Genomic DNA, 15,515 nt, shown 5'->3' on the forward strand with positions numbered 1-15,515 from the left:
GGTTGCCCCGGCTGAGTTTGGTGATGTGCTCGATCAGATCGCGGATCGGATTGATCAGGCTCTTGTTCACCAGCCACAGGCTGAACAGGCCGATCAAGATGCTGGCACCCAGCATGATCAGGGTGCCCCAGAGGATGGTTCGGTCGGCATTGGCACTGATCAGGTTGGCCTGTTGCAGGCTTTGCTGACGCAATTGCTCGATCAGTTCATTCATCTGCTCGCTGGTGGCGCGGTCAATGCCCTTGACCGCGGCGTCGCCGGCCTTGGCATCGCCCGCCGCGGCGACGAATGCGTCGCGGCCTTTGCGGTAGTTGTTGCCAAGCCCCAGATGCTCGGCGCGTAGCTGTTCGACCTGGGCTTTAAGCTGCGCGTCGTCACGGGAAACAGTGGCCAACTGGCTGAGGATGTCCTGAACCTTGCGCTCCTGACTTTCGAACTGGCCCCAATAGCGGGTCAACTGCTCGCTGTCGCCGCCCCGAAGCAACACATTCTTCCATTCCTGTACCTGAATCTTGAACTCCAGGTTGGCCTGGTCGATCAGTCGCGATGCTTCCAGAGGTCCGCTTAACAGGCCTCGGTAGCCCTGGATGCCATTGGACAGAAAGCTGAAACAGGCGAGTGCGGTAAGCAGAATAAGGATTAGGCTGCCGCCGAGTAGGCTGAGGATTTTTGCATGCAAGGAGTTTTGCAAGAACATGGTGGTTACCCCTGAATGACGGTGAAACCGAAGTGCCAGCGACGCCAAGCGCGTCCAAATTGCAAAATCTCCAGCGGCTGGTATCGACCTGCCGCGTTCTCGGTTGGCAACGGGCTCAGGTCAGTAGAGGTCGGCCGTGCGCAGCTGTTCTTTAGCCGTGCGGCTTGGCCTGGCGCGTTGAGCTACTAAGCCAGGCGGAGGTGGTTATCCCATAGGCCGGGCGGCAGTTGCAGGTGGTGGGTGGCAATTTGGCTGTTGCGGCAATCGAACAGGCGGCAGCGTCCTTGACCGGAACTGACAACGAAACCTTCGGCCACCGCGCCAACGCCGGCGCAATCGGCGAGCGCCGCATCCAGGCGCAGGGCAGCACTGTCCAGGTCCCAGATAAACACCCGGTTGCCACGCGGCGCGGTCAAGGCCAGCAGGCGCAACTCGCTGTGGATCGCCACGCTGGCGGTGTACTGGTGCATGACCTGGCGCTGCGCCTCGGCCAGGGGGAAATGCTGCAGTGGCGCCCCCGGGCGTTTTATCGCGAGCAGAGGCACCGCATCGCCGGCATCGCCCATGTATTGCTGGCCGCTGACGACGGTGCCGTCGCTGGCAACTGCCAGGTGGCGGATGCTGTTCATCTGCTCGGGCAGTTGCTCCTTGCTCACCAGCGTGCCGTCGCGGCGCAGCAGCACCAGGCTGGAGGCCATGGCGTCGAGGTTCATGTCGACGCGGCTGTCGGCCTCGGTGCGAATGCCGCCGTTGGCGATCACCAGGGTTTCGCCATCCGGCAGCCACAGCAACTGATGGGGGCCGATGCCATGGCTCGACAGCTCGGCAGTGCGCTGCAGCTGGTTGCCATGCAGGCGGTAGACGCCAATCACGCCGCGGCCCGGGTCACGGATGTCGTTTTCGGTGGCGTACAGCCAGTTGCCATCCTTGTGGAATACCGCGTGGCCATAGAAATGCCGCTGCGCGGGAGTGCTCAGTGTTTGCAGCAGGCGCCCGTCGCGGGTATCGATCAGGTAACTTTCGGTGCTCGGCCGCCGGCCGACGAACAAGGCCAAGGGCAGGCTGGGGTGCGCCATCACATCGTGGCAGCGCTCACTGACACGGGTGGCGAATGCCTGGCTGCCATCGAGCCGGTAACCGACTGCGAAATGCTCACCGGCCGCATTGTCCCGTGCCGACAGCAGCAGCGGTTGCTGGGCATGCCCGATCAGCGTCCAGCTGCCATAGGCGCTGGCCGCCAGCACAGCGGCGGTTGCGCCGAGAAAGGACCTGCGCGTCATCGCCGCCATGGCTCAGTCTCCGTCGTGAGCGTTGAAGCCGAGCTGGACGCCCAGGGTCTTCGCCAGTTCGGCTTCATGCAGACGATGCAGGGCGTTGAGGCTGTCATACAGCGCGTTGAGCTGGGTGCGTCCGGCCTCGTCGCTCAGCAGTTCGCCGAGGGGTCGTTGCAGCGCAGCGAGCCGTTGACGGGTGTCGGTATAGGCCGCATTGATTCGCTGCTGCAACGCGCTCTGGTCATCGCTCAGCAAGGTCTGGATGCCGTCCTGTTCCGCGCCGTGCCAGACACGCTCTGCGGTCGCCAGGCTGGCGGCCAGGTTGGCCAGGCTGGCCTTGCTGCGCCAGGCTTCGGCCTGGTAGGGCTGCGGCAGGCCCTTGCTCTGACGGCCGAGCGGGGTGCCGAGCTTCTTTTTCAAACCATCGATGGCGCTGACCTGGGTCCGCAGCAGTTCCGCCACGGCCTCGGGGGCATCGGCATAGCGGTCGTTGGGGAAGTGGCTGAGTTGCCACGCCATGCCATTTTCGGCTTGCCACTGGGCGAGCACGTCCGCGGCCAGGGTTTGCTGGTGCTGGCCGATGGCGACCAGCAGCGGGCAGTAGCGCGCCTTGGTTGCGGCGTCGCTGAGGTCGATGGCCGGGTCGTACAGCACGTATTCGTAGGCGGTCAGGCCCTGCACCACCACACTGGCCTGGTCCAGATCCGCCGGGGTCAGTGCCTGTTTGTTCTTCAGCAGGGCAGTGACCTGGCGGGCCACCAGATTTTTCTTGTCCGGCCAGAATTGCACCTGCCAGGCGCGGTTGCCTTCGGCAAGCGGGCCGATCAGCACCGGCTGCAGGCTGGCCCAGGCGCTCATCGCGCCGAGGAACGCCTGGCGTGCCTCCGCCAACCCCTGCTCCCCGGCACAGAAGGCCTGGCCGCTGGCCGCCAGCTGCCGGTCCGCCTCGTGCCAGGCGTTGTATGCAGGCAGCAGAACGCCCGTGGTGAGCGTATCGCTGACCTGCTGATAGGGATCGCTGGGGGTGCAGGCGCCAAGTGCCAGGGACAGCATGACGAGAGCAAATGGCGAGCGAATCATGGAAGCGTCTCCTACAGGGAATTCAGGAAAGCCAGAAGCGCGGCGCGCTCTTCGGCGGAATAGGTCAGGACTCGTTGTTTCGCGGCTTCGGCTTCGCCACCGTGCCAGACGATGGCTTCGAGCAGGTCACGCGCGCGGCCGTCGTGCAGGAACTGGCTGTGGCCGTTGACCGCTTCGGTCAGGCCGATGCCCCACAGCGGCGGGGTTCGCCATTCGCGGCCGCTGGCGAGAAATTCGCTGCGGCCGTCAGCCAGGCCATCGCCCATGTCGTGCAGCAGCAAGTCGCTATAAGGGCGAATCAGCTGGCCAGCCAGCTCGGCTTCGGCCGCATTGTCAGCAGTGGTAAATGTCGGCGTATGGCAACCCTGGCAGCCAGCCTGGTGGAACAGGCCCTTGCCCGCCAGCACTTGAGGGTCGTCCACCTTGCGCCGGGCCGGCACTGCCAGGTTGCGGGTGTAGAACAGCACGGTGGCGAGAATCTGGTCGCTGACCTCCGGCACGCCGCCATGGCCGGCAGTGCGGCAGTCAGGCTGCAGGTCGCTGCAGTTGTCCCGGGCGACCAGTGAGCTGGTCAGCCCCATGTCGTTGGCAAACGCCTCGGCATTCTGCTGGTTCAGATTGGGCTGGCCGGCTTTCCAGCCAAAACGACCGAGTACGGTACGTTGCGCGGCGCTGTCCCACACGCGGTTGGGACGGCCTGAGATGCCATCGCCATTGCGGTCGTCGGGGTCGGCATTGGCCAGAATCGCCGAGTCGGCAATCGCCTCCAGCAGGCCGAGGCCGATCATCGGCGGGGCAATCCGGGCGGAAAACTGCGTATCGGGGTGCAGGGGACCGTAGCCGAGCCTGTCGATTTCCAGCGACGGCTGGCGCAGTTTGACCTGACTGCCATCGGCGAAGCGCACGGCGCTTTCCTGGTAGCTGATCCGTACCCGGCCTTCGGGCGCGACGCCGGGGTTGGCCATGTCCTGCAGCTGACCGCCGTAAGTGGGCTCGGCCAGCACGCCGAGCCGTTCGAGCGTCTGGGCATGCTCCGAACCCGCAGGCAGCGATAGACGCACCAGCATCGAGGCAGCGCTGACGGCATCCGCTCCGGGTGGGTGGCCGCGGCCGTCCTTGATATGGCAGTTCTGGCAGGCGTTGGTATTGCTTAGCGGGCCTAGGCCATCGCGCGCCGTGGTGGTCGCTGGGGCCATGACCCAGGGGTTACGGAAAAAGCTGTTACCCACGGCGAAATCCAGACGGCGCAGCGGCGAGAGATTGGCCGAGGGCAGGGAGAACGCATTGTGATCGGTTTTGAACACGGTGGCGTTGCCAGCAGACAGCGCTTCGCCGGGTTCAGCCTGGGTGAAGCGAGGCGTCTGGTCGCACGCTATCAGGCCAGACACGAGGCCGATCAGCAGGGCGTGACGGAGCAGAGCAGGCATCGCGAGAATCCGCAGCAAGGCAATTATGGAGGGGGAGTAATCTTAGCAGGCTAAGTTAATTTAAATAAGATGGATTAGCATTTGCGCCAATGGCAAAAAGTCGCAGCCACAAAAAAGCCGATGAGACCTGAGCCTCATCGGCTTTTGTACACAGCTATAGATCAGAACGCGTGATCGGCGGTGTCCGGGTTCAGGTCGCTGATGCCCAGCTTGCTGGCGGCCTGTTCGATCGCTGCGGTTTGTTTGACCAGAGCGGCGATGGCGTCACGCACGATCTGCTGACCTTCGCTGTTGTCGGCGGCGATCAGTTGGTCGAAGTGCTTGCCGTTGTCAGCGCTGGTGACCAGGGCCTGCAGCTTCTCTTCGGTGGTTTGCAGATCGGCCTTGAGCGCGCTGTCAGCCTGAGCGTCGGCTTTGGCAACCAGCTCGGACAGGCTTGGGCCGCTCAGGGTGGTGCCGTCGACCTTCTTGTATTCGCCGAGGTAGACGTTGCGAATACCCTTGCCGTTGTAGAAGTGCGAGTTGTGGGTGTTGTCGCTGAAGCAGTCGTGCTCGTCTTCGGTGGAGTTGGCCTCCAGCGCGACCTTCATACGCTCGCCGGCCAGTTCGCCAAGCGACAGGCTACCCATGCCGAACAGCATCTTGCGCAGGCCATTCTCGGCCGAATCGGCCTCCAGGCTGGCGCGGTAGTTGCCGGCGACGTTCGGCTGCCACTGGCCGACCATCTCTTCCAGGTCGCTAACCAGCAGCTCTGCAGCCGCCTTGATGAACGCGCGACGGCGTTCGTTGTGTTCACCGGTGGCACCTTCGCCGACGACGAAGTCAGTGTACGGACGCTCGCCCGCGCCAGGGTTGCTGCCGTTCAGGTCCTGGCCCCAGAGCAGGAACTCGATGGCGTGGTAACCGGTGGCGACGTTGGCCTCGGAACCGCCCAGTTCGTTCAGGCTGGCGAGTTTCTCGGCGGTGATTTCGCTGACATCAAGCTTGTCTTCGCCGACCTGGATCTCGCTGTTGGCGATGATGTTAGCGGTCGCGCCCGGGTTGCCCAGCGCGTGCTGATAGTCGGTGGCGACGTAGTCGATCAGGCCTTCGTCCAGCGGCCAGGCGTTGAGCTGGCCTTCCCAGTCGTCAACCACGGCGTTGCCGAAGCGAAACACTTCCGACTGCATGTAGGGAACCCGCGCCGCCAGCCAGGCTTCGCGCGCTGCATTGAGGGTTGCTTCGCTCGGGTTGGCCAGCAACGCATCGATGGCTGCCTGCAGTGCCTTGCCGGTGGTGGCGGCATCGCTGAATACCGCCAGCGCCAGGTCGGCGTAGTGGCTGACCACGGCTTTAGCGGCAGCCTGGTCGACCTGACCGGTCGCGGCTGCAGGCGCGCTGGTGCTGCTGGCGGCCGGGGCGGCAGTTTGGCTGGTGGCGGCGGGCGTCTGGTCTTCGCCACAACCGGCGAGGCTGATGGCGAGGGCGAGCAGGCTGGCGGAAGCCAATGGCATACGAAGCATGACGAAGTCCTTTGCGTGGATGTTATGAAGTGTGCAGGCAGTGCACTAGAACCGAAACATAATGCGAAAGATTTGCATTTTGTGCAAAGGGTCCGTGTCGCTGGATGGCTGAAAGCCGTGCGCAACGTCTCCATCCAGCCGGGTGGATGCCGCTAGAATGCCACTATCAGCGTGCCGTCACGCTGCCCCATATTCTTTCGTGGAGAGTCTGTTATGAGCCTTACCAGCGTCGCCGTCATTGTGGTCGTGTTGCTGTTCGCGGCTTATGCAGTGGCTCTCTACAACGGCCTGGTGCGCCTCAAGCATGGGGTGAGCAAGGCATGGTCGAACATCGATGTACTGCTCAAGCAGCGGCATGACGAGTTGCCCAAGCTGGTAGAGACCTGCAAGCAATACATGCAGCACGAGCGCACGACCCTGGAGCAGGTGATCATCGCCCGCAATGCCGTGGCCAGTGCGCGCGAGCAGCACAATGTCGGCGCGCTGGGTAAGGCGGAGAGCGGCTTGCGCAAGGGCTTGGGGCAACTGTTCGCGTTGGCGGAGAACTACCCGGAACTCAAAGCCAACGACAGCTTCCAGCATCTGCAGCAGCGCATCAGCGGCCTGGAAAATGCCATCGCCGATCGCCGCGAGCTGTACAACGAGGCGGTCAACCTGAACAACGTGCGCATCGAGCAGTTTCCCGACGTGCTGGTCGCCAAGGCGTTTGGCTTCACTTCGGCGGAACTGCTGCAGTTCAGTGAAGGGGAGAAACGCGACGTCGACCTGAAGACGCTGTTCAGCTGAGATGAACGTCGATGGGCATCTTCTCAGCGTGCTGGCCAGTGCCGCGACCTCTCTTGCCGGCGCGGGATGGACGCTGCGTGGTTGGTCGCGCGCCAGGCACATGCTCGACACCCCGACTTCAAAGATCCGCTCGGCGGCCCAGGGCTACACCGAGCTGTATGGGGTTCTCCAAGCGCTGCCCGCAGCCGAGGAACGCGGCGCCCTGACCGGCAAACCCTGTCTGTGGTGGCGCTTCAAGATCGAGGAGCACCGTTCCAGCGGCAAGAGTGGCAGCTGGCGGGTGGTCGAAAGCGGCACCAGCGAAGCGCTCCTGCTGCTGGCCGACGGCACGGGCGATTGCCTGATCGATCCACGCGGCGCCGAGGTTAGAGCGGCGGTCCGCGACGTCTGGCAGGGCAACCTGCGTCATCCGCTCGGCGTAGCCAAGGGCGGTTTGCTCGGCTGGCTGAGCGGCGGCAAGCGCTACCGCTACACCGAAGAGCGTCTGCATGCCGGTCAGCCGCTGTATGCCATCGGTGACTTTCGCAGCGCGGGCGGCGCCGGTCAGGTGCTCGATGGGCGCGCGGCGCAGGCCGAGGTGATTCGGCAGTGGAAAGGCGACTTTGCCGGTCTGCTGCAGCGCTTCGACGGCGACAACAACGGCCAGCTCGATGAGCAGGAATGGAGCCGGGTGCGCCTGGCTGCGCAGCTGGAAGGCGAGGACCGCTTGCGTCAGACCAGCCTGCAACCGGTGCAAAACCGCCTGGTCAATCCGCTGGAGTCGCGGCCGTTCATTCTGTCGAATGCGGGCGAAGATGAACTGGCGCGTGCGTTCTATTGGCAGGCGGCGGGCGGCATTGCGCTGTGCTTGGCCGGGGCACTCGCTACGGCCTGGTTGCTGGGCGTCACCGCGCCCTAGCTACCGGGCGGCTTGCCGAGTCAGAGCGTCGCCGGGTTGGGCGTCGAGGTGATGCGTTGCGCCTGCTTGAGGTACAGCGCCAGCTCCCGAGCGCTCAGCGGTTTGCTGTAGAAGTAGCCCTGCCCCTCGTTACAGCCCTGGGCAATGATGTAGGCCTCCTGCTCGGCGGTTTCCACGCCCTCGGCGATGACCTGCATGCCCAGACTCTTACCCAGCTGGATGATGGCGCGCACGATGGTGGCGTCGTCTTCGTCTTCCAGCAGGTCCTGGACGAAGCTCTTGTCGATCTTGATCTTGTCGAGCGGCAGGCTCTTCAGGTAGCTCAGCGACGAGTAGCCGGTGCCGAAATCGTCGATCGCGATCAGTGCACCGGAACGGCGCAGGCTGAGCAGATGTTGTGCCGCGGTGGTGATGTCTTCCATCAGGCCGGTTTCGGTGACTTCCAGCTCGATGCTGCGCGGCGGAAGGCGATAGACCTGCATCAGGTTGTTAACCACCCGCGGCAATTCGGCGTGGTGCAGTTGCACGGTCGACAGGTTGATCGCCATGCGCAAATCGCTGAAGCCCATGTCCAGCCATTCGCGCAGCTGCTGACAGGCCTGGTCGAGAATCCATTCGCCGATGGCGATGATGGTGCCGTTCTGCTCGGCCAGTGGAATGAATAGGTCAGGCGGTACCAGGCCGTGCTGCGGGTGTTGCCAGCGTAGCAGCGCCTCGACGCCCACCACGCTGTGATCGCGGTAATCCACCTGAGGTTGGTACACCAGGTACAGCTGGTTCAGCGCCAGGGCTTCGCGCAGGTCTTTTTCCAGCTCGCGGCGGCGACGCATTTCGCTGTCGACGCTGGCGATGTAGAACTGATAACGGTTGCGCGAGCGGCTCTTGGCCAGGGTCATGGTCTGTTCGGATTTTTGCAGCAGTTTTTCCGTGCTGTCGCCGTCTTCGGGGAACAGGGTGATGCCGATGGTCGCCCGCAGGTAGACCTCCTGCTGGTCGAGAATGAACGGCGTGTCCAGACCATCGAGCACGCTTTGCGCGAGTTCGGCGGCCTCGTACGGCTGCTCGATATCCGCCTGGATCAGCGCGAACTGATCGCCACCCAGGCGTGCCAGCGCGCCCAGGCGACCGCTGTGGCTGCGCAGTCGGTCGGAAAGCGCGAGCAGCAGTTGGTCACCGGTCTGGTAGCTGAACTGTTCGTTGATGCCTTTGAAATCGTCCAGGCCGACACACAGCACCGCGACCCGGCGTTGCAGGCGGCTGGCGTCTTCAAGAATCTGGTCGAGCTGTTGCTGCAGCTGCTGCCGGTTTGGCAGGCCGGTGAGGAAGTCGTACTGAGCCATGCGCATCAGGCTCTTCTCCGCCTCGCGGCGCAAATGGGTGTTGCGCTCGATGGAGGCAAGTAACTGGTTGGCGGTATTGATCCACAGGCCCAGTTCATTCTTCTCGTTGCCCTTGAGCATTGGCAGCTTGTGTTCACTGGGCCTGTCGGGGTTGATGTTGCTCAGGTGCTCGATGATTTTCGACAGCGGCTTGGTCAGCAGCCAGTGATACACCAGGTACAGCACCAGTCCCATCGCCAGGGCGCGCAATACGCCCGAGATGAAAATCACCACCGAGTTGGTGACGAAGCTTTCGCCGTAACGTGCGGTGTCGAGGGTGATGCTGAGGTCGCCGTAATACTCGCTGTAGGGGCCGCGGCCGACCAGTTGCGTGGTGAAGTTCTGTTCCTTGCCCAGGATCGGGTCGGTCAGCCAGCGAGTGGAGAGCTCGACCGGTTCGCGGGATTTTTCCGCGAGCATGGGTTCGTTAGGGTGGCCAATGGCGGCGACGCGCACGGATTCGTGCTGGAACAGGCCTTCGATTACCTGCATGCCCATTTCCCGGTCCAGGCTGTACACCGCCTGGGTCGAGGGGTCGCGGAACATGCCGAGAATGCGCTGGGCATCGTTAGCCACCGCCTGACGCGTTTTGTACACATCGAACACGATTTGCGCGCAGCTCAGCACCACGCCCACCACCAGCGCCGATAGCAGTACCACGCGCAGCAACTTCAGAGACAAGCTGTTTTTGAGTTCCAGCTTCAAGTGGTGATTCCTTGTGCGTGCCGGAGGCGTCGATCTGTTCAGAGTATTGGCAATCTTCTGGTTGGCGTCAAAGGGCCATTACGGTAGCCCTGAATCCGGCTTGCTGTATGCCCACACGCTTATACCGCCATCAGCTGTAGCTCGCACTGTGTCGGTAAGTACCAGCCATGACTTGAGCACCGTTCGGCGCTTTTCCCTTGCAACCTTTTAGCCAAATTGGCGAGCACCCCTATCCACGGAACGCCATGACCGCTGGGGTCGCACAAGTACTCTAGCTTCTATGCAGCAAAAGGGAGATATGTCGACGCGAGGCACACGTCGGTTCGCCGGTTGAAGCAAAAAACCCGGCATGACGGCCGGGTTTTTTGTATCAGCAGGACGATTACGCAGCGTAGTTCTTCGCCACGAAGTCCCAGTTGACCAAGTTCCAGAACGCCTCGACATATTTCGGACGCAGGTTGCGGTAATCGATGTAGTAGGCGTGTTCCCAGACGTCGCAGGTCAGCAGCGGAGTATCACCGCTGGTCAGCGGGCAGCCGGCACCGATGGTGCTGGCCAGGGCCAGGGAACCGTCAGCTTTCTTCACCAGCCAGCCCCAGCCGGAGCCGAAGGTACCGATGGAGGTTTTGCTGAACTCTTCCTTGAACTTGTCGAAGGAACCGAACGCGGCATTGATCGCGTCAGCCAGCGCGCCGGTCGGTTGACCGCCGCCGTTCGGGCTCAGGCAGTTCCAGTAAAAGGTGTGGTTCCAGACTTGGGCGGCGTTGTTGAAGATGCCACCCGAAGAGGATTTGACGATCTCTTCCAGGCTTTTGCCTTCGAACTCGGTGCCCGGAATCAGGTTGTTCAGGTTCACGACGTAGGTGTTGTGGTGCTTGTCGTGGTGGAATTCCAGGGTTTCGGCAGAGATGTGCGGCTCAAGTGCGGTTTTTTCGTACGGCAGCGGCGGTAATTCGAAAGCCATGGTGAATCTCCTATCAGGTCAGGTGCGGTGGGCGCGAGGCCGATCACGGGCGGCCAGACACGCAAGCCATGCAAAAACCCATGCAGTTACTGCGGCGAGTTTTCGTCGACTTGCAAGCGGCAGGAGGTTGCTCCTCCTTGTGCCGCAGACCGCCGATCATAGCACCGGCCCAGAGGCATAACCACGCAGCAACTGTGTGGAATAGCCAGGCCAGGGCCTCGGCCGCGGTTTTACGCTCAGCCAGGCGCGTTGATGATCAGTTGTGCAGCGATGCCGAACATCATCAACGCGACTGCCAGGTCGATCAGCCGCCAGGTCGCAGGGCGAGCCAGCCACGGTGCCAACCAGGCGGCACCCAACGCCAGGGTAAAGAACCAGATCAGCGAAGCGCTGGCCGCGCCCAGGGTGTAAGCGCCGGGGTCGCTCTGCTGCGCGCCAAGCGAGCCGATCAGCAGCACGGTATCCAGGTACACGTGGGGGTTGAGCAGGGTGACCGCCAGCGCGGCCAGCAATACCGCCCGCCGCGAGCGCGGGGCACGCTGCGCGGCTTCCAAGCCTTGCGGCTTGACGGCGCGGCGCAGGGCCTGGCTGCCGTACCAGAGCAGAAAGGCGGCGCCGCCCCAACGGGCAATGCCGAGCAAAAGTGGGTTTTGCGCGAGCAGCGCAGCCAGGCCAAATACCCCGGCGCAGACCAGCAGCGCATCGCACACCACGCAGAGAACGGCGACCGGCAGGTGATGTTCGCGGCGCAGGCTTTGCGCCAGCACGAACGCATTTTGCGCGCCGAGGGCGATGATCAGGCCAGCGGCGATCACCAGACCGTTCAGGTAGCTGTGCCACATGGCGACTCCCCCGCAGTGCTGGCGAGCAGACGCAGCGCTTCGATGGCCGCATCGGCGTCGGCCTTGGCGACGAAAATATGGTTGTGGTAGTAACCAGCGACCACGTTGCAGCTGATGCCCGCGCCACTCAGCGCGGTGGCAACCGCTGCGGTCAGGCCGACCGCGTCGAGCGCCGAGTGCACCTGCAGCGTTATCCAGGCGAACGATGGCGAGCAGGCCAGACCCAGATGCTCTGCCTGCTGGCGCTGAATGATTACGCTGAGGCCCTCGCGCTCATGAAAGCGTCCCAGTGGTTTCACATCGCCGAGCTGGTACTCGTCGTTGAGGCTGCAGAACACGTAATCGCCCTCGTTGAGAGTGGGATTCATGCTGTGCAACAGCGTGGTCAGACAGCTTTCGCCAGCCATGGGAGTTCCTGAATGAAGCGGGTTGAAGTGGCAGTCTGGTCTGTCTGGCGGTATAAGAAAAAGCAATCTTGCTGATCGGCCATTAGGAGAATTTATGTTCGACTACAAGCTGCTTGCGGCTTTGGCGGCGGTGGTAGAGCAGGCGGGATTCGAACGGGCCGCTCAGGTGCTGGGATTGTCGCAGTCGGCGGTGTCGCAGCGGATCAAGCTGTTGGAGGCGCGCGTCGGCCAGCCGGTGCTGGTGCGCGCCACGCCACCCACGCCAACCGATATCGGTCGGCGTTTGCTCAACCACGTGCAGCAGGTGCGCTTGCTTGAGCGCGACCTGCAGAGCCAGGTGCCGGCGCTGGATGATGGGGCGCTGCCCGAGCGGCTGCGAATCGCCCTGAATGCCGACAGCCTGGCGACCTGGTGGGCGGACGCGGTCGGCGAGTTCTGCGCCAGGTACCGGCTGCTGCTGGAACTGGTGGTGGAAGACCAGGACGTCGGCCTCAAACGCATGCGCGCCGGCGATGTAGCGGCCTGCGTGTGTGCCACCGACCGGCCGGTGGCCGGCGCCCGCTCGCTGGCGCTGGGGGCGATGCGCTACCGGGCGCTGGCCAGCCCGGCGTTTATCGCCCGGCATTTTTCCCAGGGGGTAAACGCGAGGTCATTGGCCCAGGCGCCCGCCATCGTCTTCGGCCCGGATGACCTGCTGCAGCATCGCTATCTCGCGGCGTTAGGGATCGACGGCGGCTTTATCCATCATCTGTGCCCGTCCTCCGAAGGCTTTCTGCGCATGGCGCTGGCCGGGATGGGTTGGGGGCTGGTGCCGGAACGACAGGTGCGCGGCGAACTGGAGCGCGGTGAGCTGGTCGAGCTGGTCGCTCAGCGGCCCATCGACGTGCCGCTGTACTGGCACCACTGGCGTAATGGCGGCGACTTGCTCGACCGTCTGACGCGTCACCTGGGCCAGGCCACCAGCCATTCGCTGGTGGCGCTGGGCGACGCGGCGGGGCGTTAGCTGATCAGAATTCTGCCAGACCCTGGCAGCTGCTCCACGCAACGCTCGCCCAGCAGCCGGGACGGCGTGAAGTAGCCGCCCGGCCCCCGATAATTGAGCAGGTGCTGCACAGCCAGCAGCCCACCGTGCACGGTAACGTCGTAACCGTTGGCCGTTTCCAAACGCGCAACTTTGACCACACCCTCGGCATTGCGCACCTCGCCCCACAACCAGGTGTGCTGCCGCTGGCGGGTCGCCTGATCAGGCCCTTGCACACGCCGCTCGATCAGGCGCATGAGGCCGCCCTGCACGGCCGACAGGCCGAACAGCGGGCGCAGCGGATCCAGCAGGCGCATGGCGAAGGCGGCGGCCGGAGGGGTGGGCAGGTACACCTCGATATTGCCGATGCCGGTAGAGTGATAGGCCGTCGACACATCGCCCCAGGGAATGGTCACGGCGGTCTTTTCGCCGCGGCCGAAGTTGATCGTGCGGCGCTTGTAGCCCAACGGCACGTCAGTGATGACCCCCGCGCGGCGCACCTTGCCGCCGAGCCCGAGGCCTTGCACCGACGTTTTTGCCGTGCCGGGCGACAAACCGCTGCCGGTATCGAAGCCCAGAGCCAAGTGCGTTGCATCGGGCAATGCCTGATGCAGGCACGCGGCCAGGCAGTCGCTGGGAATAACGTCGAAACCGACCCCCGGACACACCACCACGCCGCATTCGCGCGCCAGATCATGGCGCGCATGTGCCGCTTCGAAGACGCCGATTTCACCAGTGATGTCGAGGTAATGGGTCGCGCTGGCCAGGCAGGCGTCGATCATCGGCGCGCTGGTCACGGCGAACGGCCCGGCGCAATGCATGACCACCGCAACGTCGGCCAGCGCTTCGGCCGTCCGTTGCGGCTGCTCAATATCGAATATCCGGCATTCCAGCCCCAACGCACTGCCCAGCGCGTGCACGGCGGCCGGATTGCGTCCGGCCAGAATCGGCCGCAAGCCCTGGCGCTGCGCTTCGGTGGCGAGTAAACGACCGGTGTAGCCATTGGCGCCGTAGATCATCCAGTGGTTTTTGATCATGCCGAACTCCTTGCTTGGTTGAGACAGTGGCTAACAGGGTAGCTGGTTAAATCGGCAACCCCGGACCGCTGCCGGATGCCAAGGTCGCTATTCTGGCGTGGCGGGACAGCGCGGCGCGCAGTGGGCGCTGCTAGAGTGCGGCCTAGGTCGTATGCGGCGGAGAACTGCAATGAAGATTCTGGTGACAGGGGCGAGCGGATTCATCGGTGGGCGGTTTGCCCGCTTCGCCCTGGAGCAAGGGCTGCAGGTGCGGGTGAATGGCCGCCGCGCCGAGGGCGTCGAGCACTTGGTCAAGCGCGGCGCAGAGTTTGTGCAGGGCGACCTGACCGATCCCGAGCTGGTGCAGCGGCTCTGCCAGGACGTCGAAGCGGTGGTGCACTGCGCCGGCGCGGTGGGTGTCTGGGGGCGCTATCCGCACTTCTATCAGGCCAATGTCGGTGTGACTGAAAACGTCGTCGAAGCATGCTTGAAACAGCGCGTGCGCCGGTTGGTCCACCTGTCGTCGCCGTCGGTCTATTTCGACGGTCATGCCCATGTCGACCTGCGCGAAGAGCAGGTGCCCACGCGCTTTTCCGATCACTACGGCGCAACCAAGTATCTGGCTGAACAGAAGGTCTTCGGCGCCCAGGAATTCGGCCTGGAAGTGCTGGCGCTGCGCCCGCGGTTCGTCACCGGCGCGGGCGATACCAGCATTTTTCCGCGGCTGATCAACATGCAGCGCAAGAGGCGTCTGTCGATCATCGGCAATGGCCTGAACAAGGTCGACTTCACCAGCATGCAGAACCTCAACGACGCGCTGTTCAGCTCACTGCTGGCGTCTGACGAGGCGCTGGGCAAGGTCTACAACATCAGCAACGGTGCGCCCGTGCCGCTGTGGGACGTGGTCAATTACGTGCTGCGCCGGCTGGAGCTGCCGCCGGTTACCCGGCACATGCCCTACGGCCTGGCCTACGCGGCGGCGGCCCTCAACGAGGGTGTCTGCATGCTGTTGCCCGGTCGCCCGGAACCGGCGCTGTTTCGGCTGGGTGTGGCGGTGATGGCCAAGGATTTTTCCTTGAATATCGAGCGTGCCCGTCGCTACCTGGACTACGACCCCCAGGTCAGCATCTGGACCGCCCTGGATGAGTTCTGCCAGTGGTGGCAAGGGCAACGCCCGGCCTGACAGGCTTCAGGCATACACCCGCTGGCCCCGGTAGATGCGCACCGACGGCTGGCGAGCGTGGGCGGCCTCAAGCAGCGGCAACGGCGCGCTGGGTCGAACCTCGGTCTGATAGGGGCTGTCGCTGAGCTGCGCCAGGCGCTGGCCAAGCTCGCGGGTCTGCTCGTCGCTGGAGGTCAGGCAGGCGCTGAGCATGGCCGTGATCGCATCAGGTTGACTGAGGCGGATATCGACGGCCAGCTCGTTACGCAGGCGACGACGCAGCGTTTGCATGCAATCCAACATCGCTTTGTTCAGTTCCATATGCCTTCCCCTGGAGTTGATGCAGGTGCCGCGC

General features: G+C 63.7%; 14 protein-coding genes and 1 pseudogene. 4 read left to right on the top strand and 11 right to left on the bottom strand.

The annotated features are described in order from the left end of the window. Window positions 1–4 precede the first annotated feature (4 nt). The 5 genes and pseudogenes from ACX0MV_RS05420 to ACX0MV_RS05440 all read right to left on the bottom strand — a co-directional run. Window positions 5–697 (bottom strand): annotated as a pseudogene (locus ACX0MV_RS05420) (methyl-accepting chemotaxis protein); the annotation flags it as partial. A gap of 185 nt (window positions 698–882) precedes the next feature. Continuing rightward, window positions 883–1,977, bottom strand: coding sequence for a DUF1513 domain-containing protein (locus ACX0MV_RS05425; protein WP_458981767.1), 1,095 nt, complete (start codon window positions 1,975–1,977; stop codon window positions 883–885). Window positions 1,978–1,989: 12 nt separating this feature from the next. Further along, window positions 1,990–3,051, bottom strand: a complete 1,062-nt coding sequence (locus tag ACX0MV_RS05430) for an imelysin family protein (RefSeq protein WP_458981450.1) — start codon at window positions 3,049–3,051, stop codon at window positions 1,990–1,992. A gap of 11 nt (window positions 3,052–3,062) precedes the next feature. Further along, window positions 3,063–4,478: a di-heme oxidoreductase family protein gene (locus ACX0MV_RS05435; RefSeq protein WP_458981451.1), complete on the bottom strand. Its 1,416-nt coding sequence runs from the start codon at window positions 4,476–4,478 to the stop codon at window positions 3,063–3,065. 161 nt (window positions 4,479–4,639) lie between these two features. Then, complete coding sequence (locus tag ACX0MV_RS05440) at window positions 4,640–5,980, bottom strand: imelysin family protein (protein WP_458981452.1); 1,341 nt, start codon at window positions 5,978–5,980, stop codon at window positions 4,640–4,642. Window positions 5,981–6,193: 213 nt separating this feature from the next. On the opposite strand from ACX0MV_RS05440, the gene ACX0MV_RS05445 reads away from it, so the two are divergent. Beyond that, window positions 6,194–6,766, top strand: a complete 573-nt coding sequence (locus ACX0MV_RS05445) for a LemA family protein (RefSeq protein WP_458981453.1) — start codon at window positions 6,194–6,196, stop codon at window positions 6,764–6,766. Window position 6,767: 1 nt separating this feature from the next. Further along, window positions 6,768–7,664 (top strand): GIDE domain-containing protein, encoded by an 897-nt coding sequence (locus ACX0MV_RS05450; protein ID WP_458981454.1) that lies wholly within the window; start codon window positions 6,768–6,770, stop codon window positions 7,662–7,664. A 20-nt stretch (window positions 7,665–7,684) separates the two neighbouring features. Here ACX0MV_RS05450 and ACX0MV_RS05455 read toward each other — a convergent pair whose 3' ends face one another. The 4 genes from ACX0MV_RS05455 to ACX0MV_RS05470 form a co-directional block, all read right to left on the bottom strand. Further along, entirely contained in the window at window positions 7,685–9,748 is a 2,064-nt protein-coding gene (locus ACX0MV_RS05455; protein ID WP_458981455.1) for a putative bifunctional diguanylate cyclase/phosphodiesterase, read from the bottom strand. A gap of 382 nt (window positions 9,749–10,130) precedes the next feature. Beyond that, window positions 10,131–10,712, bottom strand: coding sequence for a superoxide dismutase [Fe] (sodB, locus tag ACX0MV_RS05460; RefSeq protein ID WP_458981456.1), 582 nt, complete (start codon window positions 10,710–10,712; stop codon window positions 10,131–10,133). Window positions 10,713–10,948: 236 nt separating this feature from the next. Beyond that, the gene (locus tag ACX0MV_RS05465; RefSeq protein ID WP_458981457.1) at window positions 10,949–11,554 is read right to left on the bottom strand and encodes a LysE/ArgO family amino acid transporter; all 606 of its coding nucleotides are present in this window, start codon (window positions 11,552–11,554) and stop codon (window positions 10,949–10,951) included. After that, a complete protein-coding gene (locus ACX0MV_RS05470) occupies window positions 11,536–11,961 on the bottom strand; it encodes an ACT domain-containing protein (protein ID WP_458981458.1) in 426 nt (141 codons plus the stop codon). The genes ACX0MV_RS05465 and ACX0MV_RS05470 overlap by 19 nt, the downstream gene beginning before the upstream one ends. Window positions 11,962–12,055: 94 nt before the next feature. Between ACX0MV_RS05470 and ACX0MV_RS05475 the strand changes: the two genes are divergently transcribed. After that, window positions 12,056–12,964: a LysR family transcriptional regulator ArgP gene (locus ACX0MV_RS05475; protein WP_458981459.1), complete on the top strand. Its 909-nt coding sequence runs from the start codon at window positions 12,056–12,058 to the stop codon at window positions 12,962–12,964. Here ACX0MV_RS05475 and ACX0MV_RS05480 read toward each other — a convergent pair. Next, on the bottom strand, window positions 12,961–14,016 hold the full coding sequence (locus tag ACX0MV_RS05480) for a saccharopine dehydrogenase family protein (RefSeq protein ID WP_458981768.1): 1,056 nt from the start codon (window positions 14,014–14,016) through the stop codon (window positions 12,961–12,963). The genes ACX0MV_RS05475 and ACX0MV_RS05480 overlap by 4 nt on opposite strands. A gap of 172 nt (window positions 14,017–14,188) precedes the next feature. Between ACX0MV_RS05480 and ACX0MV_RS05485 the strand changes: the two genes are divergently transcribed. Continuing rightward, entirely contained in the window at window positions 14,189–15,181 is a 993-nt protein-coding gene (locus ACX0MV_RS05485; RefSeq protein WP_458981460.1) for an NAD-dependent epimerase/dehydratase family protein, read from the top strand. Window positions 15,182–15,187: 6 nt separating this feature from the next. Here ACX0MV_RS05485 and ACX0MV_RS05490 read toward each other — a convergent pair whose 3' ends face one another. Then, window positions 15,188–15,481, bottom strand: a complete 294-nt coding sequence (locus ACX0MV_RS05490) for a hypothetical protein (protein WP_458981461.1) — start codon at window positions 15,479–15,481, stop codon at window positions 15,188–15,190. Between the last annotated feature and the right edge of the window lie 34 nt (window positions 15,482–15,515).

It is taken from the genome of Pseudomonas cistanchae, assembly GCF_054483635.1.

Bases quoted from the DNA above. Each gene is read 5' to 3' on its own strand.
- sodB (WP_458981456.1), bottom strand. From the start codon at position 10,712: ATGGCTTTCGAATTACCGCCGCTGCCGTACGAAAAAACCGCACTTGAG.
- ACX0MV_RS05430 (WP_458981450.1), bottom strand. From the start codon at position 3,051: ATGATTCGCTCGCCATTTGCTCTCGTCATGCTGTCCCTGGCACTTGGC.
- ACX0MV_RS05470 (WP_458981458.1), bottom strand. From the start codon at position 11,961: ATGGCTGGCGAAAGCTGTCTGACCACGCTGTTGCACAGCATGAATCCC.
- ACX0MV_RS05485 (WP_458981460.1), top strand. From the start codon at position 14,189: ATGAAGATTCTGGTGACAGGGGCGAGCGGATTCATCGGTGGGCGGTTT.
- ACX0MV_RS05475 (WP_458981459.1), top strand. From the start codon at position 12,056: ATGTTCGACTACAAGCTGCTTGCGGCTTTGGCGGCGGTGGTAGAGCAG.
- ACX0MV_RS05445 (WP_458981453.1), top strand. From the start codon at position 6,194: ATGAGCCTTACCAGCGTCGCCGTCATTGTGGTCGTGTTGCTGTTCGCG.
- ACX0MV_RS05440 (WP_458981452.1), bottom strand. From the start codon at position 5,980: ATGCTTCGTATGCCATTGGCTTCCGCCAGCCTGCTCGCCCTCGCCATC.
- ACX0MV_RS05465 (WP_458981457.1), bottom strand. From the start codon at position 11,554: ATGTGGCACAGCTACCTGAACGGTCTGGTGATCGCCGCTGGCCTGATC.
- ACX0MV_RS05435 (WP_458981451.1), bottom strand. From the start codon at position 4,478: ATGCCTGCTCTGCTCCGTCACGCCCTGCTGATCGGCCTCGTGTCTGGC.
- ACX0MV_RS05450 (WP_458981454.1), top strand. From the start codon at position 6,768: ATGAACGTCGATGGGCATCTTCTCAGCGTGCTGGCCAGTGCCGCGACC.
- ACX0MV_RS05490 (WP_458981461.1), bottom strand. From the start codon at position 15,481: ATGGAACTGAACAAAGCGATGTTGGATTGCATGCAAACGCTGCGTCGT.
- ACX0MV_RS05425 (WP_458981767.1), bottom strand. From the start codon at position 1,977: ATGACGCGCAGGTCCTTTCTCGGCGCAACCGCCGCTGTGCTGGCGGCC.